Here is a 23,970-nt window from a genome sequence, read left to right as displayed (position 1 = left end):
CTGACGACCGACTTCACCGCCGCCGCCGACCCACTCAGCCGTTGTCGTAACCGGGCAGCTTGCACCGCGCGAGCAGGGCCTCGCGCGCAGCGGCGTCGCGCGGCATGTTGAAACGTACGATGTAATAGGTCGACACCGGCACATCGGCGGTGTTGTCGCTGCTGGCGGCGTAGCGGAAATTGCGCACCAGGCTGACGGCGATGGCGCCGAAGTCGCTGTCGGCGGGCACGACCTTGCGCGCTTTCACGTCCCGAGGTACACCGTCGCTGCCGATCAGGTAGCTGACCGACGCACAGCCCGGCTGGTCGAGCTTTCGTCCGACATTGGGTATCTGGCCGTCGACCTGACTCTTGGTCATGTTCCAGTAGCCGGGCAGCCGGTCCGGCGCGACCGTGCGCGTCTGGGCAAAGGCGGGCGCGGCGACCAGGACGGCGCCGATCAGCGAGAGCAGAACAGAAGATGTGCGATGCATGGCATGCCTCCGGCAGATGGATCTCCGGCTTCAGTCTAGCGCGCGCGGAGCGCGGCGACGGCAGCCGGGATATGGGTCTTCACAGGTCCTTCAGACTCTCGGCGATGCCCTGGGCCCCGACGTGAAGCAGTTTCAGCGTATTGGTGCCGCCGCCGTGACCGGTGTGATCGCCGTGCGTGAGGATGACGCGATCCCCCTGCTGCAGCTTGCCGAGTTCGAACAGGCTCTGCACCGCGGCGCGCGCCGAGTGCGCGGGGTCCATGCGGCCATGGTCGAACGCGATCGGCTTGACGTCGCGCAGCACCAGCATGCGGCGACGCGCCTCGGCACTGGGCGACAGCGCGTAGATCGGCACCGCGAAACGGTAGCGGGACAGCCACTGCGCGGTGGCGCCGGATTCGGTCAGCGCGACGATCGCGCGCACCCCCAGCCGCGCGGCCAGGAACACCGCAGCCAGGGCGATCGCCTGATCGCTGCGATCCAGGTTGTGGGATTCCGCACGCAGATCGTCCTGCGGCTCGAACTGACGCTCGGCGCCCAGGCAGATCCGGCGCATGGCCTGCACGGCCAGATCCGGATGCGCGCCGGCCGCGGTCTCCTGCGACAGCATCACCGCATCCGTGCCGTCGATGACGGCGTTGGCCACGTCGAGCACTTCGGCGCGGGTCGGAATCGGCGCCTCGACCATCGACTGCAGCATCTGCGTCGCGGTAATGACCGCGCGGTTCAGACGCAGTGCCTCGCGGATGATCTTCTTCTGCAGACCGGGCAGTTCGGCATCGCCGATCTCCACGCCCAGGTCGCCGCGCGCCACCATCACCACGTCCGAGGCCTCGATGATCTCGCCCAGCACCGGAATCGCGTCGGCGCGTTCGATCTTGGACACCAGCGAGGCTTCGCCGCCGGCTTCACGCAGCAGGCGACGCGCCTCGTGCATGTCCTGCGCGGTGCGCACGAAGGACACGGCAAGGAAGTCGGCGCCGATCTCGGCGGCGAGCTTGATGTCGGCCCGGTCCTTGTCCGACAACGCGTCGACGCTGAGACCGCCGCCCTGGCGGTTCAGCCCCTTGCGATCGGACAACTTGCCCGGCACAGAGACCTCGGTGTGGATCTCGGTGCCCTCGACATGCTTCACCTCGAGTGCGACCAAGCCGTCGTCGAGCAACAGCATGTCGCCCTCGGACACGTCGTTGGGCAGACCGAGGTAGCTGCAGCCCACACGCGTGGCATCGCCCGGCGGCGCATCGTCGCGACAATCGAGCACGAAGGCCGCGCCCTGCTCGAGCTGCACCGGACCATCGGCGAATCGCTCGATGCGGATTTTCGGTCCCTGCAGGTCGGCCAGCACGCCGACTTCGCGACCCACGGCAGCGGAGACGCTACGCACCGCGGCGGCGCGCTTGCGATGATCGTCGTGCGTGCCGTGCGAGAGGTTCAAGCGAACGACGTCCACACCGACCTCGAGAATGGCCTCGAGCATGCCGGGCGCGTCCGTGGCGGGACCGAGGGTAGCGACGATCTTGGTGCGGCGAATCTGTTGGGTCATGAAACTGTCCTGCGGAACGGCCGATCGGGTGTCGGCCTTGCTACGTCGAAATTCGGAAAATGCGCTCAGCGCAGCGCGGCATTGAGCACGGCGCCCAGACGCACACCGGCGGCCTCCAGCTGCGTACGCACCACCGGCCAGGCCTTGGCCTGGTAGCCCTTCGCCCAGTCGCCGACGCGACGCGCGGGCAGGTCGGCGTAGGCGACATCGCGTGCCAGCGTATGCGCATGGTCGGACCAGCGCACGGCTTCCGCATCGATATTCTTGCAGGCATGCGCCGGCGTCCAGCGCGCGCGCTGCGCGGCGCCGATGTCGTGATCCATGCCCAGGGCGAGCTTGCGCGTGGCGGCGTGATCGAAGCTGTAGTCCGGCTTCATGCGCAGCCCCGTGGCCTGCTCCAGGATGCCCGTGTCCCAGATCCGGTGCAGGTTGGTCTGTTCACCGAAGTAGATCAGCTTGACGGTGTTGCCGCCCTTGTCGTCGTGATCGTTGTTGTGCAGCGGCTGGTGAATATCGCCGACCAGATGCACGACCCACTTCAGCGCCTCCAGGCGCACCTTCGGCGAAGCCTTGCGGTCGGCCAGCACACGCACGAAGTGCGGCAGCTTGGCGACGACACAGTTGCCATGCGGGCAGTCGCGACGGCGGCTGTAGTCCGGCGCGCGCAACGGAATGTCGACGTAATGCCACGGTCCGGTCTCGGGATGATCGCGGCGGATCTCGTCGGGCCAGGAAGAAACCTGGTCGAGGCGCGTCTTGCCTTCCAGCGCCAGCAATTGGTGGACCTCGGCGGCAGCCGCGGGCGTCAGGTGACGCTGCGCGATGTCGGCGACGATGGCATGCCCCTCGGGGCCCCAGCCAAAGGCGGCCGGAGCGGCCAGCAGCAGGCCCGCGACCACGGCGAGCGAACGAAGACGTCTGAACATGATGGACGGGATCGGGTGGGAGACAAGTGGCCGATTATTGCACAGCCCCGTGACGCCGCCGTGATGCGCGTTCAGTGCACCACGGCGCCCTGCGCGTCCGTGACGCGCACGTCCACCTCGACCCCTTCGCGCACGCTCTGGGTGACGATGCAGAAGTCCTCGAACTGCTCGAGGATGCGCGGCAGATGCTCGAGCGATTCGGCCGCGTCGGACAGCTGCAGGTCCACCGCCACGCGTGCCACCCGCCAGCGCCCCTTGTCGTTGCGGTCCATGGTCGCCTTCGCCTCGGCACGCAGCGGACCCGGATCGTTCTTGAACTTGCGCAGGGCGAACAGCAGGCTCGCGGCCAGACAGTTCGCCACCGCCGTAACCAGCAGGCGCGACGGATTCGGCCCGGCGTCGCCGCCCAACGGCGCGGACTCGTCAGTGAGGAGATCGGGCACCGACGTGTCGTCGAAACGCACGCGGAACTCGTAGTTGTCGACCTGCTCCAGCGACAGGGCGAACGTCTGTGTCTCGCTCATGTTAGTCCTCCTCGACCACAGTGCCCGGCAAGCGCGGATGCTCACCCTGGCGATGCAGCCAAGCGTAGTACAACAGCGGAATGACCAGCAGGGTCAGCACCGTCGACACCAGGATGCCGAAGATCAGCGAGACCGCGAGGCCCTGGAAGATCGGATCGTCCAGGATGAAGAACCCGCCCAGCATCGCCGCCACGCCGGTCAGCACGATCGGCTTGGCGCGCACCGCAGCGGCGTCGATCACCGCCTCGCTGAGCGGCCGTCCTGCACTGACCGCGTGGTTGATGAAGTCGATCAGCAGGATCGAGTTGCGCACAATGATGCCGGCCAGCGCGATCATGCCGATCATCGAAGTGGCGGTGAACTGCGCACCCAGCAGCGCATGGCCAGGCATCACGCCGATCACCGTCAGCGGAATCGGCGCCATGATGATGAGCGGCACCACGTAGCTGCGGAACTGACCGACCACCAGCAGGTAAATCAGGATCAGACCCACCGAATAGGCGATACCCATGTCGCGGAAGGTCTCGTAGGTGATCTGCCACTCGCCGTCCCACTTCACCGCGTAGTGCGTGGTGCTGGGCGGCTGGTCGATGAAGTACTGCGACAGTTTGTGGCCATCGATCTTGCTGTCGTCGAGCTTGCCGACCAGCGAGAACATGCCGTACAGCGGACTGTCGGTGGCACCGGCGTCGTCGCCGGTGACATAGGCGTAGGGCAGCAGATCCTTGTGGTAGATCGCCTTCTCCCAGTTCGCCTTGCGCACCGAAACCACTTCCGACAGCGGCACCAGCTTGCCGCTGCGCGCACGCACGCGTAACGCCAGCAGATGGCTGAGCGACGCCTGATCCGCGGCGGACAGGCGCAAGCGCACCGGCACGGCGTAGCGGGCGTGCCCATCCATCACATACGTGGCGTCCTCGCCGGACAATGCCGTGCGCAGGGTCTGCGCAATGGCGGCCTGACTCAGACCCAGTCGCGCGGCGCGGGCGCGGTCGACCACCACGACCTCGCGCGGCGAATCGGCCTCGACGCTGGTGTCGACGTCGACGATGTCCGGGTTGGCCTTGAAGTCCTTCTCCAGCCCCCGCGCCACCTTGCGCACGGACGTGTAGTCGGGGCCGTAGACCTCGGCCACGATGGGCGCCACCACCGGCGGTCCCGGCGGCACCTCCACCACCTTCAGCGAAGCGCCGAACCGCTTGGCGATCTTCTGCAGCGCGGGACGCACGGCCAGCGCGATCTCGTGACTCTGGCGCTCGCGCTTGTGCTTGTCGACCAACTCGACCTGCAGATCACCCACGATCGGTCCGCGACGCAGGTAGTACTGCCGCACCAGCCCGTTGAAGGTGATCGGCGACGCCGTGCCTGCATAGCCTTGGTAGGCCTTCACCTCCGGCACCTTGGCGATGACCCGCGACAGATCGCCGAGCAGCGCGTTGGTGGTCTCCAGCGTGGTGCCCTCCGGCATGTCGACCACGATCTGGAATTCGGACTTGTTGTCGAACGGCAGCATCTTCAGGATCACCGCCTTGACCACGACCAGTCCGGCCGCACCGAGCACCAGCGCCCCCATGACCGCGAACAGGACCCGGCGGCGGCGTGCGGCGCGCTCGCCGGAGACGAACGGGTGCATCAGGCGATGGAACAGCCGGTGCAGACGACTGCCCTTGGGCGCAGCGACATGGTGATCGCCGTCACTGCCGCCTTCGGACGATTCGTGCTTGTGATGGCGCAGTAGCTTCAGCGCCAGCCACGGCGTGACGATCAGCGCCACCGCCAGCGACAGCAGCATGCCGGCCGAGGCGTTGATCGGGATCGGCCGCATGTACGGCCCCATCAGGCCGGACACGAAGGCCATCGGCAACAGCGCCGCGATCACCGTGAAGGTGGCCAGAATGGTCGGCCCGCCGACCTCGGACACCGCCTCCGGAATCGCCTGACGCAGACTTCGTCCGCCCAGCGCCATGTGCCGATGGATGTTCTCCACCACGACGATGGCGTCGTCGACCAGGATGCCAATGGAGAAGATCAGCGCGAACAGCGACACGCGGTTGATGGTGAAGCCCATCCCCCATGACGCGAACAGGGTCAACATCAGCGTGATGATGACGGCGCTGCCGACCACGATGGCCTCGCGCCAGCCGAGCGTCATCAGCACCAGCAGCACCACCGAAAGCGTGGCGAAGATCAGCTTGTGGATGAGCTTGTCGGCCTTGTCCGTGGCAGTGCGGCCATAGTCACGTGTGACCGTGACGTGCATGTTGTCGGGAATCACCACCCCGCGCAGTGCCTTCAGTCGCGCGCGAATGGCTGTGGTGATGTCGGCCGCATTGGTACCGGCTTTCTTGGCCACGGCGATGGTAACCGCCGGGGCGCTGCCGGTGGCCGGCCCGGCCCGCCCCTTCGGCGCGCCGTACCAGACATAGCTGGAAGGCAGGTCCGCGCCACGATGGATGTTGGCGACATCGGACAGGAACACCGGCTGCCCGTGATGCAGGCCGATGACCAGATGGCGAATCTGATGGGCATCAGCCAGGAAAGTGCCGGCGGTGACCGGAATGTCGCGATCGTGGCTGACCCGGTCGCCGGCCTGGGTGACCAGATTGGCCGCCTTCAGCGCCGAGGACAGATCGTTGACCGACAAGCCGTACGAAGCCAATCGTGCGGGATCGAGCTGCACCACCACCGCACGGTCAGGCGCGCCGATGGTGTAAACGTCGCGCGTGCCCTTGATGCGCTTGAGCACGGTCTCCAGCGAATGCGCGACCTCGGCCAGCTGGGTCGGACTCTGGTGCGGATCGTCGCTCCACAGCGTCAGCCCCATCACCGGCACGTCGTCGATGCCCATGGGCCGGATCAGCGGCTGCCCGACGCCCAGCCCTTTCGGCACGAAATCACGGTTCTGGAAGACCTGGTTGTACAGCCGAACGATGGCGGTCTGGCGCGGCACGCCGACCTTGAACTCGACCGTGATCATGGCCATGCCGGGACGGCTGACCGAATACACGTGCTTGATGCCCTGCAGTTCGGAGAGCTTCTTCTCCAGCGGGTAGGTCACCAGATTCTCGACGTCATGCACGTCGGCGCCGGGAAACGGCACCATCACGTTGGCCATGGTGACGTCGATCTGCGGCTCTTCCTCGCGCGGCGTGATGATCGCCGCAGTCAGGCCCAGCAACAGCGCCGCCAGCGCCAGGATCGGCGTCAACGGCGAGTTCTGGAAGGCGCGCGCGATGCGTCCGGAGAAACCCAGCCCGCCCTTCATGCCTTCGGCTCCGCGCGCTCGCTGGACAGGTACCGCGCCGCCGCCGCCGGATCGGTGGCGACATGCTGGTTCGGCGCCAGGCCGGACACGACCTCCACGCGCGAGCCGAAGCGCTCGCCGACGCGCACCTGCATCAGGCGCACGCTATCGCCCTGCACCACATACACCCCGGTCATCTCGCCCTGATGCCAGAGCGCTGCGACCGGTACCAGCAGACGCTGCGCGGCGCCCACCGCGAAGGCCACCTTCACGGTCATGCCCGGATACAGCGATGCATGCGAGCCGTCCAGCAGCAGACGCACGTTGAAGGTGTGCGTCTTCGGGTCGGCGTACGGAAACACGATGACCTTGCTCGCCGCCAGGCGCTTGCCGTCGCCCAGCATGATCTCGGCATGATGATGGTTGCGGATCGCGTCGACGGCGCTCTGCGGCACCTGCACCGTCACCCGCAGATCCTTCAGCGACTCCAGTCCGATCAGCGGCTGCGGCGAAGGAGGCCCCGCCTGCACGGCCTCGCCCACATGCACGTAGCGATGCGTGATGATGCCCGCGTACGGTGCGCGGATGACGGTGTAGTCGACCTGCTGACCCGCCTCGCTGTACTGCGCGCGGGCGGCGTGCAGCGCCGCCTGCGCGGCGTCGCGCTGCATCCGTGCCTGATCCAGATCCGAACGCGCGACCAGGCCCTTCGAAAAGACCTCGGCGATGCGCTTGTACTGCGCCTCGGCATTGCGGAAGTTCGCCTGCGCGGAGGCGATCTGCGCCTGCGCGGCGCGGCGCACCGACTTCTGCTCGATGTCGGTGAAGCGCACCAGCACGTCGCCCTTGGCCACGGTGTCGCCCACGTCGTGAGGCAATTCCAGCACGCGCGCGTTGGTCTGCGCCGTCAGCGTGACCTCGTTGACGGCCTCGACCACGCCGTCCCAGACCTGTTCGCGATGCGCGGTCTCCGGCTTGACCACCACGGTGGACAGCGAAGGCGCGCGCGACGAGGCCGTCTGCGGCGACGTCTTGTCGCCACAGCCGGCCAACGCGGTCAGCAACAGCGCGGCGAGCGCCAGTCGTGTGCTGCGGATCATCGGATTCATCCTTTCAATCATGTACGCGGACCGACAGCGGCCGCCAATAACAACTCAACGCGGAAACGCGCACCCGGCCCTTACGCCCAGCTTGCGCAGAATCATCGCCAGCGGGCAGAAGCCCGTGAACGACGACTGCAACAGATTGGCGCCGACGAACAGCGTCAGCAGCAACCACCAGGGCGACACGAAGTGCGCCAGCGCCACGCTCACCAGCACCACCGTGCCGGCGAACCCCAGAACCACGCGATCGATGTTCATCAGTGTTCTCCTCGCAGGAATCGTCAGCTGGGCGTCTTCAGACGCAGAATGCCCAGCGCTTTCAGCACGTATTTCTCGTACACCGGCTCGGTGTTGCCGTTGCGCACCTTGCGCAGGTAGTACTTCTCGAACGCCACCTTGGCCAGATGCACCCACTTGCCGACCTTGGCCCACGTCACGTTACGCGGCGGGATCTGCGGCAGTGCCACGAAGGCCACGCCGGTGTCGCCCATGTCGGCCAGGCAGATCGCATTCCAGGTCGCGCGCGTGTCGGCCGGCCCGCCGTTGATGTCGTCACGGATGTTGTGCGCAATCGCCGTCACCATCGACTCGATCATGAAGCCGGTCTTCGGCGCGCCGGTCGGCACCGGCGTGGCCTCGACCGGCGGAATCGCCACGCAGACGCCTGCCGAGAAGATGTTCTTGAAGCTCGGATTGCGCTGATGCGGGTCGATCAGCACGAAACCGCGCGGATTGACCAGTCCCTCGATGCCGCGCACGGCATCCACGCCAAGAAAGGCCGGCAACATCATCGAGTACGCGAACGGCAGCTCGTGCTGCTTCACCACCTCGCCCTCGGCGTCGACCTGATCGACCTTCATCTTGTCTTCGGCGATGTCGGTCACGCGCGCGTTGGTGATCCAGTTGATGTGGCGCTGACGCATCTCCGCCTCCATCAATCCCTTGGAATCGCCCACACCGCCCAGACCCATATGGCCGATGTACGGCTCGGAGGTGACGAAGGTCATCGGCACGCGATCGCGCAACTTGCGCTTGCGCAGGTCGGCATCGATGATCATCGCGAACTCGTAGGCCGGACCGAAGCAGCTCGCGCCCTGCACGGCGCCGATCACGATCGGGCCGGGATTCTCCAGGAACTTCTGGTAGTTCGCCCAGGCTTCCTCGGCGTGCGGCGTGGTGCAGATGGACTCGGTGAAACCGCCCTCCGGCCCCAGCCCCGGCACTTCCTCGAAGGCCAGCTTCGGGCCGGTAGCGATGACCAGATAGTCGTAGTCCACGCGACGCCCGTCGGTCAGCAGCAGGTGGTTCTCCTGCGGATGCACCGAAGCGGCCGGCACGTCGATGAAGCCGATGTCGCGACGCTCCAGCGGATCGGTCATATCGATCTGGATGTCTTTCGGCTGGCGCCAGCCCACCGCGACCCACGGGTTGGACGGCGTGAAACTGAATCGCGGACCATCGCCGATCACCGTGATCTCATGCGATTTGCCCAGCTCGGCGCGCAGCTCGTACGCAGCGGCCGTGCCGCCGATACCTGCCCCCAACACCACGATCTTGGACATGTCTTTTCTCCTCCGCGTCCACTCGAATGAATGGACTTCAGGTTGCGCGGAGGGCGCGTTCGACATCCCCCGCGTTTTGTGAGATCAATTCTAAATTAGCTTTTACTTATTTAGCAAGCGTGATAAATTCCCCTCTCGCCGGCACAGCCGGATGTCACACTGATGCGAGGAACGCCCCCGATGGGCCTGCCTGACGATTTTGACCCGACCCATATGCAGGAACGCGCCAATGAGGCGGCGCGGCTACTGAAAACGCTGGGCAATCCGCAACGACTGCGCTTGCTCTGCCTGCTGGTCAACGGCGAGATGTCGGTCGGTCAACTCAACGAGCAGCTGCCGGAATTGAGCCAGTCGGCCCTGTCTCAACATCTGGCGCGTCTGCGCGAAGACCATCTGGTGCGCACCCGGCGCGAATCGCAGTCGATCTGGTACGCCCTGGAAACCGGACCGGCACAGCAGATCATCGCCACCCTGTACGGCATCTACTGCGCGCCGGACGCAGAGGCCGGCCTCTGCGCACCGGTGCACAACTGATTCACACCCAGCTCGCGGAGAACGCATGAACAACGAATTTCACTTTGCTCCGAACCAGTGCCGCCCCGGCGCTGGCGCCTACTGCGGCGGCCAGCCCACCGATGAGCAGATCGCCGCCTTCGCCCGCGAGGGAGGTGAATGCGTGATCAACCTACGCCCGCTTGCCGAACAGGCCGGCTGGGACGAAGCCGCCGCCGTGAAGGCGCACGGCATGACCTATGTGCACATTCCCGTCGCCAACCCCGACGACCTGACGCGCGATGCCGCCGCGAAGCTGGCGCAGGCCACGCAGCAGCACGACGTCAGCCGCATGCTGATCCACTGCGCCAGCGGCCAGCGCGTCGGCGCACTGGTGGCGTTGAAGGCCGGATGGATCGACGGCCAGTCCGTCGACGAGGCGATCGCCACCGGTCGTGAAGCCGGACTCGACCGACTGGAGCCGGTGGTGCGCGCGAAACTACAGGCTGGCTGAACCGTCCGGAGACGATAGGACCGCGTGGGGTGAGTGCGCGGTCCGTTCCGGCTAAAATGGCCATCTGCGCGGTCCGTTCCGGGGCCGTATTCGCCTTCACCGCATCAGAGGAAGCTGCTCCATGGCCATCAAGGTTGCCATCAACGGCTACGGCCGCATCGGTCGCAATGTGCTCCGCGCGCTCTACGAGAGCGGACGCACGAACGAGATCCAGATCGTCGCCGTCAACGACCTCGGCGATGCCGAGACCAACGCACACCTGACGCAGTACGACACCGCGCACGGCAAGTTCCCGGGCGAGGTGAGCGTCGAGGGCGGCGACATCGTCGTCAACGGCGACCGCATCAAGGTCTGCGCCGAACGCGATCCGTCCAAGCTTCCGTGGGGCGAGATGGGTGTGGACGTGGTGCTGGAATGCACCGGTCTGTTCACCACCAAGGAAAAGGCCGGCGCGCACATCGCCGCGGGCGCCAAGAAGGTCATCATCTCCGCGCCGGGCGGCAAGGACATCGACGGCACCTTCGTCTACGGCGTCAACCACGACCAGCTGACCGCCGACCATCAGGTCATCTCCAACGCCAGCTGCACCACCAACTGCCTGGCGCCGCTGGCGAAGACGCTGCACGACGGCATCGGCATCGTGCACGGCCTGATGACCACCATCCACGCCTACACCAATGATCAGGTGCTGACCGACGTCTTCCACAAAGACCTGCGCCGCGCCCGCTCGGCCACCATGAGCCAGATTCCGGCCAAGACCGGCGCCGCCGCCGCGGTCGGCCTGGTGCTGCCGGAACTGAACGGCAAGCTGGACGGCTTCGCCATGCGCGTGCCGACCATCAACGTGTCGGTCGTCGACCTGTCCTTCGTCGCCGCGCGCGAAACCACCAAGGAAGAGATCGACAGCGTGATCCAGGCGGCCGCGGACGGTCCGCTGAAGGGCATCCTCGGCGTCAACACCAAGCCGCTGGTGTCGGTCGACTTCAACCACAACCCGGCTTCGTCCACCTACGACGCCACGCAGACCCGCGTCATGGACGGCACCCTGGTCAAGGTCCTGTCGTGGTACGACAACGAGTGGGGCTTCTCCAACCGCATGCTCGACATGACGGTGGCGCTGGTCAACGCCGGCTGAGGCACCCCGCCGACCGCCGTTTTTCTCGACGCCGGAAAGCGATAAAGTGAACCCGCATGCCGTTCGGCATGCGGGTTTTTTTATCGACATCAACAAAAGGAAGGATTCGCCGTGCGCGTGAAGACCCGCTTGCTCGCCTCTCTCGCCCTGATCCTGCTGGCCGCGACCGGCCCACTCATGGCACAACCCGCTCCGTCCTACACGGAAAACGGATTCAACCCGCGCATGTTGGATGCTTCCGCTCCCCGCGCCGCGCGCCTGAAGCTGTTCGCGCAGATGATTGCGCTGGCCAACAGCGGCCAGGTCCGCGCCCAGGATCTGGCGGGGACGTTCTACTGGCAGGGAGCCGGGATCAAGGGTTCTCCGGTCAAGCGCGATCTGAGCCAGGCGCGCATCCTCCTGAGCAACGCGGCCGTGCACGGCGACGTCATGGCCATGGCCAAGCTCGGCGAGCTGGAACTGCAGGCCGGTCGCCTGGCGCAGGCCATGGTCTGGGCGCAGATGTACGCCCGGTATCACGACCCCCTGGCACTGCAGCGCGATCAGCGCGGCCAGGACTCGGCCTATGCGTCGAACCTGATCAAGCGCATCACCGATGCCGGCGGCAAGATCGACAAGGCCGCTTCGAAGCACGTCGGCGCCATGGTCGCGCGCTTCGACACCTCGATACGACGCGGCATCGACGCCTACAACAAGGATCGCCGCACCGGCCGCACTCGACTCGTGCAGGATCCTGCCGGCGTCGACGCATCGGAAAACGTCAACGTCAACGGCATGGCCGAGTACATGGTTGCCTTCCAGCCCGACGGGAAGCCCGGAAAGATTTGGCTGCTCGACGCCGTGCCCAAGGCATCGATGGACGACATGCTTCGACACTATCTCGATCATGCCCTGGCCAATTCGGTCGCGGAAAGCGAGGGCACGCGCTACCTGCGCGTTTCGATCGTCCACAACGCCCAGAAATTCCGCGTGCTGCGCCCTGTCCACTGAGCACCCACTCCAGGATTCCACACCGTGGCCATCGTCTTTCTTCCGGGCATCAAGGGTTCCGAACTCGTCGATACCTATCCGATGGACTGGCCGCACCGCTGGTCACTGGAAGACATGGCCATCGGCGACGTGCTGGAAGACCCGCTGGATTTCAGCCTGGCCGAGGGTCGCTACGACGCCCAGGACGGTCACTGGATGCGTCCTTCGCGGCTGCTCCATTACGCCTACGGAGCGATCGTCAGCAAGCTGCGCGCGTGGAAGCAGCCCGAGCCGGTCTACACGTTCAGTTATGACTGGCGCAAACCGCTGGAGATGTCCGCTGCCGCACTGGTACGCGCAATGGACGAACTGACCGGCCGCGAACGGGCCGCGGGACGCTCCGGCGAACTGCAATTCGTGACCCACAGTCTGGGCGGCCTGCTGCTGCGCTCGGCGCTGGCGCTGCGCAACACACGCGATCCATTCGCCGGCGTCGGCCGCATCGTGTTCATCGCCCCACCGTTCCGCGGCGCGATCGGTGCGCCCTACGCCCTGGTGGTCGGCGAGAAGGACGGTTGGTTCGGCACCGACGAGGATTACCGGCGCATCGCCCGCACCTTCCCGTCCGTGTACCAGATGACGCCCTCCTGGACGCATGCCGCGGTGGACGAGGACGGCCGCGACGTCGATCTGTTCGACCCCGGGCGCTGGCAGGCCAGTGTCCGCGACAAAAGCGAATTCCAATCGCGCTTTCTCCGCGACGCGGAAGCCTTCATTCGCGGCCGGCGTGCTCGTCAGAAGGGTCACAGCAACGCGCCGATGCTGAGCGATGCGGCGCTGGCACGCGCCGCTGACAAGGTGCTGGTGCTGTGCGGCGCAGGGCAGCCGACCCATCACACGCTGCCGGTGCAGACGAACAACCCGCGCAACCCGAACTGGTTCGACTTCGCTCACGCCGCCGCCGACATGCACGGCGACGGCCGCGTGCACCTGCTCAGCGCCGCGCTCAAGGGCGTGACCCTGGCCGCATTCGACGATGCCGGGGAGCACGCGTTACTGTGCCGCGACGAACGCGTGACCAACCTGACTTCGCTGTGGCTCGAAGGCCGCAAGGCGCTGAAGATGACCCGGCGTGGCCCCCAGCACTCGGTGGACCGCCCGGGCCGCAGCCATTTCGAACCCTGGGACGGCAAGCCGTCCAGCTTCGCCGCGCACATCGTCTGACGCAGATCATGGCGTGTGCGATCGACGTACGCGAACGTGTCGACACGCTCCCTACCCTATCGCCATGAACGACATTCCCGGCCTCGACAGACCCGCCCTGACCATCCTCGTCGACCGCTTCTACGACCGCGTACGCGAAGACGCCGAACTCGGTCCTGTGTTCGAGTCACGCGTACGCGACTGGTCGGAGCACAAGCGCAGGCTCGTCGATTTCTGGTGCAGCACAGCGCTGCGCGCCGGCGACTACCGCGGCAACCCGATGGCGCTGCATCGCGACTTGCCAGCAACCTCGTCGCACTTCACGCGCTGGTTGACGTTGTGGCGCGACACCGTCGAATCACTACTCCCGGCCTCCGCCGCCGCACACATGATCGAATTGGCCGAGCGCATCGGCCATGGCCTGATGCTGGGCATGGGCCTGCGACCGCGCGGGCGCGACCTGGGCGTGCCGCTGGCCGGGTGCTGGGAACGCGGCCGGCCGCATTGATACGGCCGGCCGGAAGACATCAGGACAGCGCGGCGAGCGCGGCGTCGTAATCGGGTTCCTGGGCGATCTCCGGCACCATCTGCGCATGCAGCACGCGATTGTCGCCGTCCAGCACCACCACCGCACGCGCGGCCAGGCCCGCTAGCGGACCGTCGGCAAGGGCCACGCCGTAGTCGGTCAGGAATGCATCGCCGCGCAGCGTCGACAGTGTCTGCACCTGATCCAGCCCTTCGGCGCCGCAGAAGCGCGCCTGTGCAAACGGAAGATCGGCGGAGATGCAGAGCACCACTGTGTTATCGAGGCTCGCGGCCAACTCATTGAAACGCCGCACCGAAGCCGCACACACGCCGGTGTCGACGCTGGGGAAGATGTTCAATACCTTGCGCCGGCTGCCGAAACTGGCCAACGCGATGTCGTTCAGTTCCTTGTCGACCAATGTGAAATCCGGCGCCACGGCCCCGACGGACGGAAAATCGCCATCGACGCGAACCGGATTGCCTTGCAATGTGACCTGGGACATCGTGTACCTCTTGGGGTGGGTTGGATGGGTGCACTATCCCGGAGAATCGGGACAGCGATCATCCCTCAGCATATGGGGACCAACCGGTCCGATGTAAACCGTGTGCGCGTCGGACGCGTCATTGGATCAGCAAACGGAAGATACCCAGCGGCGCATGCGCGCGCGCCGCACTGACCATGAACAGGAAGACCGCAATCGCGGCGACGAAGCACAGCGCGCGCTGACGACGGGCACGTCCCCGGCGCAATGCATACGTGCCGGCCAGGAACGGGCCGACATGTTCAACCAGGCCATGCAGATCGGCCCGTTTCAGCTTGGTGTAGTCCACCGGAACGCATGCGCCCGAGACGGCGTCGGTACGGCAAAAGCACACACAGACAGACCGGAACTCATCGCGCGCCGTGTCGAATCCGCAACATCAGACATGGCAGCATCAACCAAGCGCCCGGGGGCAGCCAGGCCCCAGCGGCCTCGCTCAGATGGCACGCGAATACTTGGTCGACGTCGTATTGCTGCGCAGATAGGCATCGAAGCACATCGCCACGTGACGGATCAGCAACCGTCCGCGCGCGGTGACACGCACGGCATCGGTACCGTCGCAGACCAGACCGTCCGCAACCAGCGGCGCAAGACGCTTGAGATCCTCGGCGAAATAATCGTCGAAACGGAGTCCGTGCGCATCGCCGAAGGCGACCTTGTCGACCTCGCCGTGACACATCAGCTCGCCGATGAGTTCACGCCGCACCAGATCGTCCGTATTCAATTGCAGCCCGCGCACGACGGGCAGATGCCCCGCATCGAGCGCCGCGTAATAGGTCGGCAGATCGCGCGCGTTCTGACTATAGGTCGAGCCGACGCGACCAATGGCGCTGACACCCAGACCCGCAATATCGCAATCGCCGTGCGTCGAATACCCCTGGAAATTCCGCTGCAGCGTGCCCGCGCGCTGCGCCCGGGCCAGGTCGTCGTTGGCGCGAGCGAAGTGATCCATGCCGATATAGACGTAGCCGGCCGCGGTCAGCCGTTCCAGCGTGCGACCGAACAGCGCCAGCTTGGTCTGTGCGTCCGGCAGCGCCTCGCGCTCCAGCCGGCGCTGCGCCTTGAACAGTTCCGGCAGATGCGCATAGCTGTAGGTCGCGATGCGATCCGGCCCCAGCGCGATGACCTGGTCCAGCGTGCGCGTGAAGCGTTCCACGGTCTGATGCGGCAGACCGTAGATCAGATCCACGCTGATCGAACCGAAGCCGCATTCACGCCCCGCACGCATGATGGCAGCGACCTGCTCCACGCTCTGCACGCGGTTCACGGCGCGCTGCACCTCGGGGTCGAAATCCTGGATGCCGATCGACATGCGGTTCATGCCCGCTTCGCCGAGACCACGGATGTAGTCCGTGTCCACGTAGCGCGGATCGATCTCGATGCCGAACTCGCGATGCGCATCGCCGCTGAGATGAAAGTGGCTGCCCAGTACGTGCAGCACTTCGCGCATACGCGGCAGATCGAGAAAGTTCGGCGTACCGCCGCCGAAATGCAGCTGACGCACGACGCGGTCGCGGTCGAACAACTCGCCGGTCAATTCGATCTCGCGGTACAGCCGCTCCAGATAGGCGTCGGCACGTCCGATATCACGCGTGATGATGCGGTTGCAGCCGCAGTAGAAACACGGGCTGAAGCAGAACGGCACGTGCACATACAGCGACAGCGAACTGGGAATCGGCTCCTCATTGGAGATGCGGATCGCCGTGCGCAGGGCCGTTTCGTCGAAACTGTCGACGAAATGCGGCGCCGTCGGATAGCTGGTGTAACGCGGACCGCTGCTGTCGTAGCGTGCGATCAGTTCGGAATCGAAAACGGGGGCGTCGGTGGCGTTCATCATGGAGCGCAGTCTGCGCTCGACGCTCCTCGGCGACCTTGACTCTGGTCAAGTCGAGGCGCAAAGACCGCCCGCACTATGGTTCGGTGCGGGCGGCGTGATGCATTCAGCGCATCGGTGCGACGGTCTGCTCGATGGCGCCGAAGATGCTCTTGCCTTCCTTGTCGGTGATCTCGATACGCACGCGATCGCCGTACTTCAGGAACGGGGTCTTCGGTTCGCCGTCGCGCAGCTTTTCCACCGTGCGCTGTTCGGCCAGGCAGGAAGCACCCTTGGAGGTGTCCTCGTTGGCGATGGTCCCGGAGCCGACAATGGCGCCCGCCGACAGCGGACGCGTCTTGGCCGCATGCGCGACCAGCTGACCGAAGTCGAACTGCATGTCGACGCCGCACTCGGCCTCGCCGAACCACTCGCCATTGATCCAGGTGCGCATCGGCAGATGCAGCTTGTTGCCCTGCCAGGCGTCGCCCAACTCGTCCGGGGTGACGAACACCGGCGACAGCGCCGAACGCGGCTTGGACTGCAGGAAACCGAAGCCCTTGGCCAGTTCGGCCGGGATCAGGCCGCGCAGCGACACGTCGTTGACCAGGCCGATCAGCTGGATATGCTCGGCTGCCTCGGCTGGCGTGGATGCCATCGGCACGTCGTCGACCACCACCACGACCTCGGCTTCCAGATCGATGCCGTAGTCCTCGCTGGGCACGACCACGTCGTCGCGCGGCCCCAGGAAACCGGCACTGGTGGCCTGGTACATCAGCGGGTCGGTGTAGAAGGTCTCCGGCACCTCGGCGCCGCGCGCCTTGCGCACGCGCGCCACGTGCGGCAAGTAGGCGCTGCCGTCGAGGAATTCGTAGGCACGCGGCAACGGCGAGGCCAGCGCGGTCTCGTCGAGATCGAACGCACCGTCCGCCTTGCCTTCGTTCAGCGCGTCGTACAGCGCATTCAGGCGCGGTGCGGCGTTGGACCAGTCCTCCAGCGCGGCCTGCAGCGTCGCGGCGATGCCGTCCGCCTTCACGGCGCGGGTGAGGTCGCGGCTGACGACGATCAGGGTGCCGTCGCGGCCGCCGGCTTTCAGGGAACCGAGTTTCATCGCGAATCCTTTTTCTGGGTGTGGCTTGCGGCGCTCAGGGCGCCTTGAAATGCTTCTTGAGATCCTGCCAGCAGCGGTAGTAATTCGACTGCAGCCGTGGCGATTCCATGGCCTGACGCGTCGGATGGATCACCGCGCAGGTCTCGAACATGAAGGCCATGGTATCGGTGATGTGCTGCGGCGTGGAGGTGTCGATGGCCGACGCCTTCTCGAAACTGGCCGCGTCCGGACCGTGCCCGCTCATGCAATTGTGCAGCGACGAACCGCCCGGCACGAAACCGTCCTCGTCGTCGCCGGCTTCCTTGGCGTCGTACTCGCCGTGCACCAGCCCCATGTATTCGCTGGCGATGTTGCGGTGATACCACGGCGGACGGAAGGTGTCCTCGGCAACCAGCCAGCGCGGCGGGAAGATGGCGAAGTCCATGTTGGCCGTGCCCGGCACGGCGCTGGGCGAGGTCAGCACGGTGAAGATGGACGGGTCGGGATGGTCGTAGCTGATCGAGCCGATGGTGTTGAAGCGGCGCAGATCGTAGCGGTACGGCGCGAAGTTGCCGTGCCAGGCGACCACGTCCAGCGGATGGTGGCCGAGCGTCGTGCGCCACAGCTGGCCCTGGAACTTGGCGACCAGCTCGAACTCGCCTTCCTCGTCCACGTAGGCCGCGACTGGTGTCTGGAAATCACGCGCATTGGCCAGGCCGTTGGAACCGATCGGCCCCAGCTCGGGCAGCCGCAACATCGCGCCGAAGTTCTCGCAGACGTAGCCGCGCGCGCTGCCGTCAGGCAGCGTCACCGTGAAGCGCACGCCGCGCGGGATCACCGCGATCTCCTGCGGTTCGACCTCCAGCACGCCCATCTCGGTGGCAATGCGCAGACGACCGGCCTGCGGCACGATCATCAGCTCGCCGTCGGCGTTGTAGAAGAAGCGATCCTGCATGTCGCGGTTGGCGGCATACAGATGGATGCCGATGCCCGTCTGCGCCGCCGGGCCGCCGTTGCCGGCCATGGTGAACAGGCCGTCGACGAAATCCGCGTCGCCCTCCGGCATCGGATGTGGCCCCCAGCGAAGCTGGTTGGGCGTGGCCGGCGCCTCGTCGAAGCGGTTGTGCAGCGTGGCGTGCGCCAGCGGCTCGAACGGCGGATGCATCACCGCGGGACGGATGCGGTACAGCCAGCTGCGGCGATTGGTGTGCCGCGGCGCGGTGAACGCGGTGCCGGAAATCTGCTCGGCGTACAGGCCATGCGCCACGCGCTGTGGCGAGTTGCGCCCTTCCGGCAATGCGCCCGGCACCGCCTCGGTGGCGAACTCGTTGCCGAAACCGGTCTGGTACTGCAGGGATGTGCTGTTCATGCTGGGAGATTCCTTCCGCGCCCGAAGGCGTACTGGATTGAAGGGTGAATCACGAACCTGCGTTGCGACCCCATGCCCGCCCGCTTACTCTTGAGGACAGCTGACGGCCGGGGGGCCGCGCCACTTCGAACCGAGGGGAGAGCTCGATCCATGAACGACGACCGCAGCGCCATCGTGCGCGACCTCAGCACGCCGCTGGCCGGCGCCAAGGGCTGGATGAAGTTTCTGGGCATCATGTTCATCATCCAGGGTGTCTTCACCGCCTTGTCCATTGTCGGCATCCTGATCGCCTGGCTGCCGATCTGGATCGGCGTACTGCTGAATCAGTCCGCCGGTGCACTGGAGCAAGCCCATGCGTCCGGCGATGAAGCTGCCTTCCGCCTGTCGCTGGACAAACTGCGCAGCTACTTCGTGATCCAGGGAGTACTGATGCTGATCGGCATCATTCTCGGCGTCCTGATGATCCTGCTGTATGGGGCGATCTTCGCGGCCATGCTCAGCAGCGGCAAGTTCCACTGAGTCCGCTCGCGCTGCGCAGGCGCGAAAGCCTGCGCAGCGCACGCAGATCGCTCAGAGCACGCCGCGCTTCATCTGGTCGCGCTCGATGGACTCGAACAGGGCCTGGAAGTTGCCCTCACCGAAGCCCTCGTTGCCCTTGCGCTGAATGATCTCGAAGAAGATCGGACCGATGCAGTTCTGCGTGAAGATCTGCAGCAGCAGGCGCTTCTTGGTCTCCGGGTCGGCATCGATCAGGATCTTGTTCTTCGCCAGGCGCGGCACATCCTCGCCGTGGCCCGGGATGCGCTCGTCGATGACTTCGAAGTAGGTGTCCGGGGTATCCAGGAATTCCATCCCGGCCGCACGCATCTTCTCCACCGTCTCGTAGATGTCGTCGGTGAAGCAGGCGATGTGCTGGATGCCTTCGCCGTGATAGGCGTCCAGGTACTCGTTGATCTGCGACTTCGGGTTGTCCGACTCGTTCAGCGGGATGCGCACGATGCCGTCCGGCGCAGTCATGGCCTTGGACACCAGGCCGGTCTTCGCGCCCTTGATGTCGAAGTAGCGGATCTCACGGAAGTTGAACAGCTTCTCGTAGTAGTCCGACCACTTCGCCATGTTGCCGAAGTACAGGTTGTGCGTGAGATGGTCGATGAAGGTCAGCCCGAAGCCCTTCGGGTTCTGATCGGCGCCCTCGATCGGCGAGAAGTCGCCGTCGTAGATGCTGCCCTTGTCGCCGTAGCGATCGACCAGGTACAGCATGCAGTCGCCAATGCCCTTGACCACCGGCGCGCTCACCGCCTTGCTGGCTTCCTTGTGCTCGACGGCTTCGCCGCCATTGCCGAGCACCGTGTCGTAGACCTCGCCGGCCGGCTTCTGGAAGCGGATCGCGAAACCGCAGGCGCACGGGCCGTGCTGGGCCGCGAAATCGGCGGCGAAGGAATCCGGGTCCTCGTTCACCAGCAGGTTCACGCCGCCCTGGCGATACACCGTGATCGGACGGCTGTTGTGACGCAGCACGGCGGTGAAGCCCATGCGCTCGAACAGCGTGTGCAGCTCGGCCGCCTGCTCGCCCGGCGCGGCAAACTCGACGAATTCGAAACCGTCGATGCCCATCGGATTCTCGAACGTGGTGACCTGCATGCCGAGATTGGGTTGTGCGCTCATGAGGCGGCTCCTGTGTCTTGAGTGGGTGATGAGCGCACACCGGCGATCGTTCGCGGGCTTGCGCATCGCAGACCGCCGTTATAGTTTCATCTGTAACCATTTGCAAGGCGCAGCGCCGCATGACCGACCACGCTCCGTTGAAACTGGAACGGTTCCTGCCCTACCGGCTGTCGATCCTGTCCAACACCGTCAGCCAGGCGATTGCCCGCGAATACCAGCAGGAATTCGGCCTGTCGATGACCGAATGGCGCGTGATGGCGGTGCTGGCGCGGTTCGAGCCGCTGTCGGCGCGCGAGGTAGCCGAACACACCGCAATGGACAAGGTCGCGGTCAGTCGCGCGCTGTCGCGACTGGTCGAGGCCGGGCGCGTGGATCGCGAACGCCACGGCAACGACCGTCGCCGCTCGGTGCTGCGCCTGAGCGAGGAAGGCTGGCGCGTGCACGACGCCGTCGCGCCGCGCGCGCGCAATCACGAACGCGAGATGCTGGCACAGTTGTCCCGCGAGGAAATCGATACCCTCGCACGCATCCTGGACAAGTTGGCGCCGGTCTGATTCCGCAGGAGGGCGATGCGCCTCAGCGCACGCCGTGCATGAGCCGCCGGATGCCCGGCGCGGCCAGCAGGAACACCACGGCCACGACCAGACCGCCCCAGAACAGGCGCGCGTAGACGTGACCGTAATCGGCGAACCCCTGCAGGGCGTTGCCGCTGGAGGCCGTCTGCGTCGCGATCCAGCCGGCCAGCTGATAGGCCAGCGCCGTGCCGAAGAACCAGCCGCCCATCGCCAGCGAGGCTTCCTCGGGCGCGGCCAGCTGCCCGACCAGGGCGTAGCCGATCGGTGACAGGGCCAGTTCGCCCAGCGTCTGCAGCAGATAGCACAGGGCCAGCGGCATCCAGCCCACGCGGTCGCCCGCCGCATGCGAAATCGCCCAGGCCAGCAAGCCGTAGCTCAACGCCACGAACAGCACGCCGATGCCGAACTTGCGCGGCGTCGACGGATCGCGTCCGCGCCGCTGCAGCCACGGCCACAGCATGGCCATGAACGGTGCGAACAGCAGGATGTACAGCGGATTGGCCGACTGGAACAGCGTGTAGTGGAACGGCGCGACAACGTGATCGCGAGCGAAGAAATTCAGCGACGTCACGCCCTGCAGGCTCAACGCCCAGAACACCACCATCGCCACGAACAGCAGCAGCAGCGCCAGATAGCGCTGGGTCTGCACGCGGTCGCCGCGCTGGATGCAGCGCACCACGAAATAGATCACCAGCAACGCCATCAGCACGTACATGGCCGTGCGCAGCACCGTCGGGTAGGCCAGCAGCAACGCGACCGGATAGGTCAGCGCCAGCGTCGCGAGCAGCACCCATACCGTCGCCATGCGGCCATGCAGATGCGAACCGTCGGGCAGGATCGGGGCGAGCTTGTGTTTGCGCCACTGGAACACCGCGGCGGCCAACAGCATGCCCGCCGCCGCGGCCACGAACCCCCAGCGGAAGCCGTAGCGCTGGCCGATCAGGTCCGCGCAGATGAACGGGGTGACGAACGAGCCCAGATTGATCGCCAGGTAATACAGCGTATAACCGCCCTCGCGACGTGAATCGTCCTTGGCGTAGTTGCGCCCGATCAGCACCGTCAGCGGAATCCCGAGTCCCGCGGCCAGTGCGAACAGCGACAACCCGATCTCGAAACCGAACAGGCTCGGCGAGGCCATCAGCAACAGACTGATCGTGCCCAGCCATAGGGACATCGCCAGCGCGCGTGTCTCACCGAGAACCTTGTCCGCCACGTATCCGCCGATGATGGGCGTGGCATACATCAACGCGAGAAAGCCGCTGGCCAGCAAGTCGGCCTGCTTCTGCGCCGCCGACGCGCCAAGATGCGCGAAGAACGTATCGGCGATGTACGGCGTCAGGAACGCGCGAAACCCGTAGAAAGCGAAATTCAGCCCGACCGTGACCCCGAGCAGCATCCACAACTGACGTGGGTGGCCCCAGAAACGTTCCTGGGGAAGGCGTTCCGGAACACCGGCGTCATCGGTGGCATGCATGCATAGGTCCTGTCGTGGTGAGAGTGCGGCCCACGATCAGACTGCACACGTTGGCACAAAGTTCGCTTAGCCCAGCTGCGCGCGCACATCCAGCAGTTCGGGGAAGAACGTCAGGTCCAGTGCCTTCTTCAGGAAGCCGACGCCGGACGAACCGCCAGTGCCGCGTCGGTGGCCGATGATGCGCTCGACCGTCTTCATGTGGCGGAAACGCCACAGCTGGAAGTTCTCCTCCATGTCCACCAGCGTTTCGCACAGGTGGTATTCCGGCCAGTGCTGTTCAGGATCGCGGTAGATGCGCTCGAACACCGGCAGCAAGGCCTCATCGCGCTCGTGCGGCTGGGTCCAGTCGCGCTCCAGACTGGCCTGGGACACATCGTGGCCCTTGCGCGCCAGCCAGCGCAGCGTCTCGTCGTACAGGCTCGGCGCTTCCAGCACGGCGCGCAAACGGGCCTGGCCATCGGGATCGTGCGCGAACACGTCCAGCATGTCGGCGTGCTTGTTACCGAGCAGGAATTCCAGCAAGCGATACTGCAGCGACTGGAACCCCGAGGCGGGACCGAGCTGGTCGCGGAACTTCAGATATTCGTAGGGCGTCATCGTCTCCAGCACACCCCACTGTTCGTAGAGCTGATGCTGGATCTGTTTCACACGCGCCAGCACCTTCAGCAGCTGACCGACCTTGTCCTCGCGAAGCAGGCGCAACGCCGCCTGCAGTTCATGGATTGCCAGTTTCATCCACAGCTCGGACACCTGATGCTGGATGATGAACAGCATCTCGTCGTGATACGCCTCCTGCGAGACCGGAGCCTGCGCCGACAGCAAGGTGTCCAGTCGCAGATAGCCGGCATAGGTCAGGCGGCGCTCCAGATCACGCTCGATACCGTCTTCCAGATCGCGACGATTGTGCTCGGCCATGGCGCTCGATTTCCGTACGGAAGGAAAGTCCGGAAGCGTATCAGCAAGTTTCGGCCTCCGGTACGCCGCAACCAGACCAATTTCCGAAAGCCGGCTTCAAGCTCATGTTATACAATGACTTTCCATCAGAATTCTTGCAGACCAGCGCGCGCAAATGTTGCGCCGTACCTTGCGATGCAGCATGCCGATTTGTTATCAAGGGCGGCCAACCGGGCAAGCCCCGCGCCGGCTCCGCTGGATGGGCCGCCGACTTGCCTCCCGACCTCTCGCGCCTCCGGGCGTGGGATAATCGTCTGTCTTCACAACAACCCA

At 65.6% G+C, this 23,970-nt stretch carries 24 protein-coding genes; 8 read left to right on the top strand and 16 right to left on the bottom strand.

Annotated elements, in window-relative coordinates; translation table 11 throughout:
- Positions 1 to 34 precede the first annotated feature (34 nt).
- The 8 genes from BTJ49_RS05475 to BTJ49_RS05440 all read right to left on the bottom strand — a co-directional run bounded on the left by BTJ49_RS05475 (position 35) and on the right by BTJ49_RS05440 (position 9,377).
- On the bottom strand, positions 35 to 472 hold the full coding sequence (locus BTJ49_RS05475; protein ID WP_113064350.1) for an energy transducer TonB: 438 nt from the start codon (positions 470 to 472) through the stop codon (positions 35 to 37).
- Positions 473 to 551: 79 nt separating this feature from the next.
- Positions 552 to 2,018: a pyruvate kinase gene (pyk, locus tag BTJ49_RS05470; protein ID WP_113064349.1), complete on the bottom strand. Its 1,467-nt coding sequence runs from the start codon at positions 2,016 to 2,018 to the stop codon at positions 552 to 554.
- A 65-nt stretch (positions 2,019 to 2,083) separates the two neighbouring features.
- Complete coding sequence (locus tag BTJ49_RS05465) at positions 2,084 to 2,944, bottom strand: S1/P1 nuclease (RefSeq protein ID WP_206098370.1); 861 nt, start codon at positions 2,942 to 2,944, stop codon at positions 2,084 to 2,086.
- A gap of 71 nt (positions 2,945 to 3,015) precedes the next feature.
- Positions 3,016 to 3,468 (bottom strand): OsmC family protein, encoded by a 453-nt coding sequence (locus tag BTJ49_RS05460; protein ID WP_113064348.1) that lies wholly within the window; start codon positions 3,466 to 3,468, stop codon positions 3,016 to 3,018.
- 1 nt (position 3,469) lies between these two features.
- Positions 3,470 to 6,733 (bottom strand): efflux RND transporter permease subunit, encoded by a 3,264-nt coding sequence (locus tag BTJ49_RS05455; protein ID WP_113064347.1) that lies wholly within the window; start codon positions 6,731 to 6,733, stop codon positions 3,470 to 3,472.
- Positions 6,730 to 7,812, bottom strand: coding sequence for an efflux RND transporter periplasmic adaptor subunit (locus BTJ49_RS05450; RefSeq protein WP_240601739.1), 1,083 nt, complete (start codon positions 7,810 to 7,812; stop codon positions 6,730 to 6,732). Before BTJ49_RS05450 ends, BTJ49_RS05455 begins: the two co-directional genes overlap by 4 nt.
- 54 nt (positions 7,813 to 7,866) lie before the next feature.
- Entirely contained in the window at positions 7,867 to 8,073 is a 207-nt protein-coding gene (locus BTJ49_RS05445) for a DUF2892 domain-containing protein (protein WP_113064345.1), read from the bottom strand.
- Between the two features lie 23 nt (positions 8,074 to 8,096).
- Entirely contained in the window at positions 8,097 to 9,377 is a 1,281-nt protein-coding gene (locus BTJ49_RS05440; protein WP_113064344.1) for an FAD/NAD(P)-binding oxidoreductase, read from the bottom strand.
- Between the two features lie 213 nt (positions 9,378 to 9,590).
- Between BTJ49_RS05440 and BTJ49_RS05435 the strand changes: the two genes are divergently transcribed.
- The 6 genes from BTJ49_RS05435 to BTJ49_RS05410 all read left to right on the top strand — a co-directional run bounded on the left by BTJ49_RS05435 (position 9,591) and on the right by BTJ49_RS05410 (position 14,198).
- Positions 9,591 to 9,911 carry a metalloregulator ArsR/SmtB family transcription factor gene (locus BTJ49_RS05435; RefSeq protein WP_113064343.1) on the top strand — a complete coding sequence of 107 codons (321 nt, stop codon included), beginning with the start codon at positions 9,591 to 9,593 and terminating at the stop codon, positions 9,909 to 9,911.
- Positions 9,912 to 9,936: 25 nt separating this feature from the next.
- A complete protein-coding gene (locus tag BTJ49_RS05430) occupies positions 9,937 to 10,383 on the top strand; it encodes a sulfur transferase domain-containing protein (RefSeq protein ID WP_113064342.1) in 447 nt (148 codons plus the stop codon).
- Positions 10,384 to 10,504: 121 nt separating this feature from the next.
- Positions 10,505 to 11,518: a type I glyceraldehyde-3-phosphate dehydrogenase gene (gene gap, locus BTJ49_RS05425; protein WP_113064341.1), complete on the top strand. Its 1,014-nt coding sequence runs from the start codon at positions 10,505 to 10,507 to the stop codon at positions 11,516 to 11,518.
- A gap of 111 nt (positions 11,519 to 11,629) precedes the next feature.
- Positions 11,630 to 12,508 carry a sel1 repeat family protein gene (locus BTJ49_RS05420; RefSeq protein WP_113064340.1) on the top strand — a complete coding sequence of 293 codons (879 nt, stop codon included), beginning with the start codon at positions 11,630 to 11,632 and terminating at the stop codon, positions 12,506 to 12,508.
- A 24-nt stretch (positions 12,509 to 12,532) separates the two neighbouring features.
- Entirely contained in the window at positions 12,533 to 13,711 is a 1,179-nt protein-coding gene (locus BTJ49_RS05415; RefSeq protein WP_113064339.1) for a hypothetical protein, read from the top strand.
- Between the two features lie 64 nt (positions 13,712 to 13,775).
- Entirely contained in the window at positions 13,776 to 14,198 is a 423-nt protein-coding gene (locus BTJ49_RS05410; protein WP_113064338.1) for a group III truncated hemoglobin, read from the top strand.
- Between the two features lie 19 nt (positions 14,199 to 14,217).
- On the opposite strand, the gene tpx is transcribed toward BTJ49_RS05410, so the two are convergent.
- The 5 genes from tpx to hmgA form a co-directional block, all read right to left on the bottom strand.
- The gene (gene tpx, locus BTJ49_RS05405; protein ID WP_113064337.1) at positions 14,218 to 14,718 is read right to left on the bottom strand and encodes a thiol peroxidase; all 501 of its coding nucleotides are present in this window, start codon (positions 14,716 to 14,718) and stop codon (positions 14,218 to 14,220) included.
- Positions 14,719 to 14,836: 118 nt separating this feature from the next.
- Positions 14,837 to 15,046 carry a hypothetical protein gene (locus tag BTJ49_RS05400; RefSeq protein ID WP_113064336.1) on the bottom strand — a complete coding sequence of 70 codons (210 nt, stop codon included), beginning with the start codon at positions 15,044 to 15,046 and terminating at the stop codon, positions 14,837 to 14,839.
- A gap of 147 nt (positions 15,047 to 15,193) precedes the next feature.
- Positions 15,194 to 16,594 carry an oxygen-independent coproporphyrinogen III oxidase gene (gene hemN, locus BTJ49_RS05395; protein ID WP_113064335.1) on the bottom strand — a complete coding sequence of 467 codons (1,401 nt, stop codon included), beginning with the start codon at positions 16,592 to 16,594 and terminating at the stop codon, positions 15,194 to 15,196.
- Positions 16,595 to 16,697: 103 nt separating this feature from the next.
- Complete coding sequence (locus BTJ49_RS05390; RefSeq protein ID WP_113064334.1) at positions 16,698 to 17,681, bottom strand: fumarylacetoacetate hydrolase family protein; 984 nt, start codon at positions 17,679 to 17,681, stop codon at positions 16,698 to 16,700.
- 34 nt (positions 17,682 to 17,715) lie between these two features.
- On the bottom strand, positions 17,716 to 19,029 hold the full coding sequence (gene hmgA / locus BTJ49_RS05385) for a homogentisate 1,2-dioxygenase (RefSeq protein WP_113064333.1): 1,314 nt from the start codon (positions 19,027 to 19,029) through the stop codon (positions 17,716 to 17,718).
- A 150-nt stretch (positions 19,030 to 19,179) separates the two neighbouring features.
- Between hmgA and BTJ49_RS05380 the strand changes: the two genes are divergently transcribed.
- Positions 19,180 to 19,548: a DUF5362 domain-containing protein gene (locus tag BTJ49_RS05380; protein WP_113064332.1), complete on the top strand. Its 369-nt coding sequence runs from the start codon at positions 19,180 to 19,182 to the stop codon at positions 19,546 to 19,548.
- Between the two features lie 51 nt (positions 19,549 to 19,599).
- Here BTJ49_RS05380 and hppD read toward each other — a convergent pair whose 3' ends face one another.
- A complete protein-coding gene (gene hppD, locus BTJ49_RS05375) occupies positions 19,600 to 20,694 on the bottom strand; it encodes a 4-hydroxyphenylpyruvate dioxygenase (RefSeq protein ID WP_113064331.1) in 1,095 nt (364 codons plus the stop codon).
- 119 nt (positions 20,695 to 20,813) lie between these two features.
- Between hppD and BTJ49_RS05370 the strand changes: the two genes are divergently transcribed.
- Positions 20,814 to 21,248, top strand: a complete 435-nt coding sequence (locus BTJ49_RS05370) for a MarR family transcriptional regulator (RefSeq protein ID WP_113064330.1) — start codon at positions 20,814 to 20,816, stop codon at positions 21,246 to 21,248.
- 22 nt (positions 21,249 to 21,270) lie between these two features.
- On the opposite strand, the gene BTJ49_RS05365 is transcribed toward BTJ49_RS05370, so the two are convergent.
- Positions 21,271 to 22,743, bottom strand: coding sequence for a peptide MFS transporter (locus tag BTJ49_RS05365; protein WP_113064329.1), 1,473 nt, complete (start codon positions 22,741 to 22,743; stop codon positions 21,271 to 21,273).
- A gap of 66 nt (positions 22,744 to 22,809) precedes the next feature.
- Complete coding sequence (locus BTJ49_RS05360) at positions 22,810 to 23,658, bottom strand: tryptophan 2,3-dioxygenase family protein (protein WP_113064328.1); 849 nt, start codon at positions 23,656 to 23,658, stop codon at positions 22,810 to 22,812.
- Between the last annotated feature and the right edge of the window lie 312 nt (positions 23,659 to 23,970).

Source organism: Oleiagrimonas sp. MCCC 1A03011 (genome assembly GCF_003267965.1).
GTDB classification, from domain to species: domain Bacteria; phylum Pseudomonadota; class Gammaproteobacteria; order Xanthomonadales; family Rhodanobacteraceae; genus Oleiagrimonas; species Oleiagrimonas citrea.
Note: the sequence above shows the minus strand (reverse complement) of the source record. Positions and strands in the feature narration are given on the sequence as shown.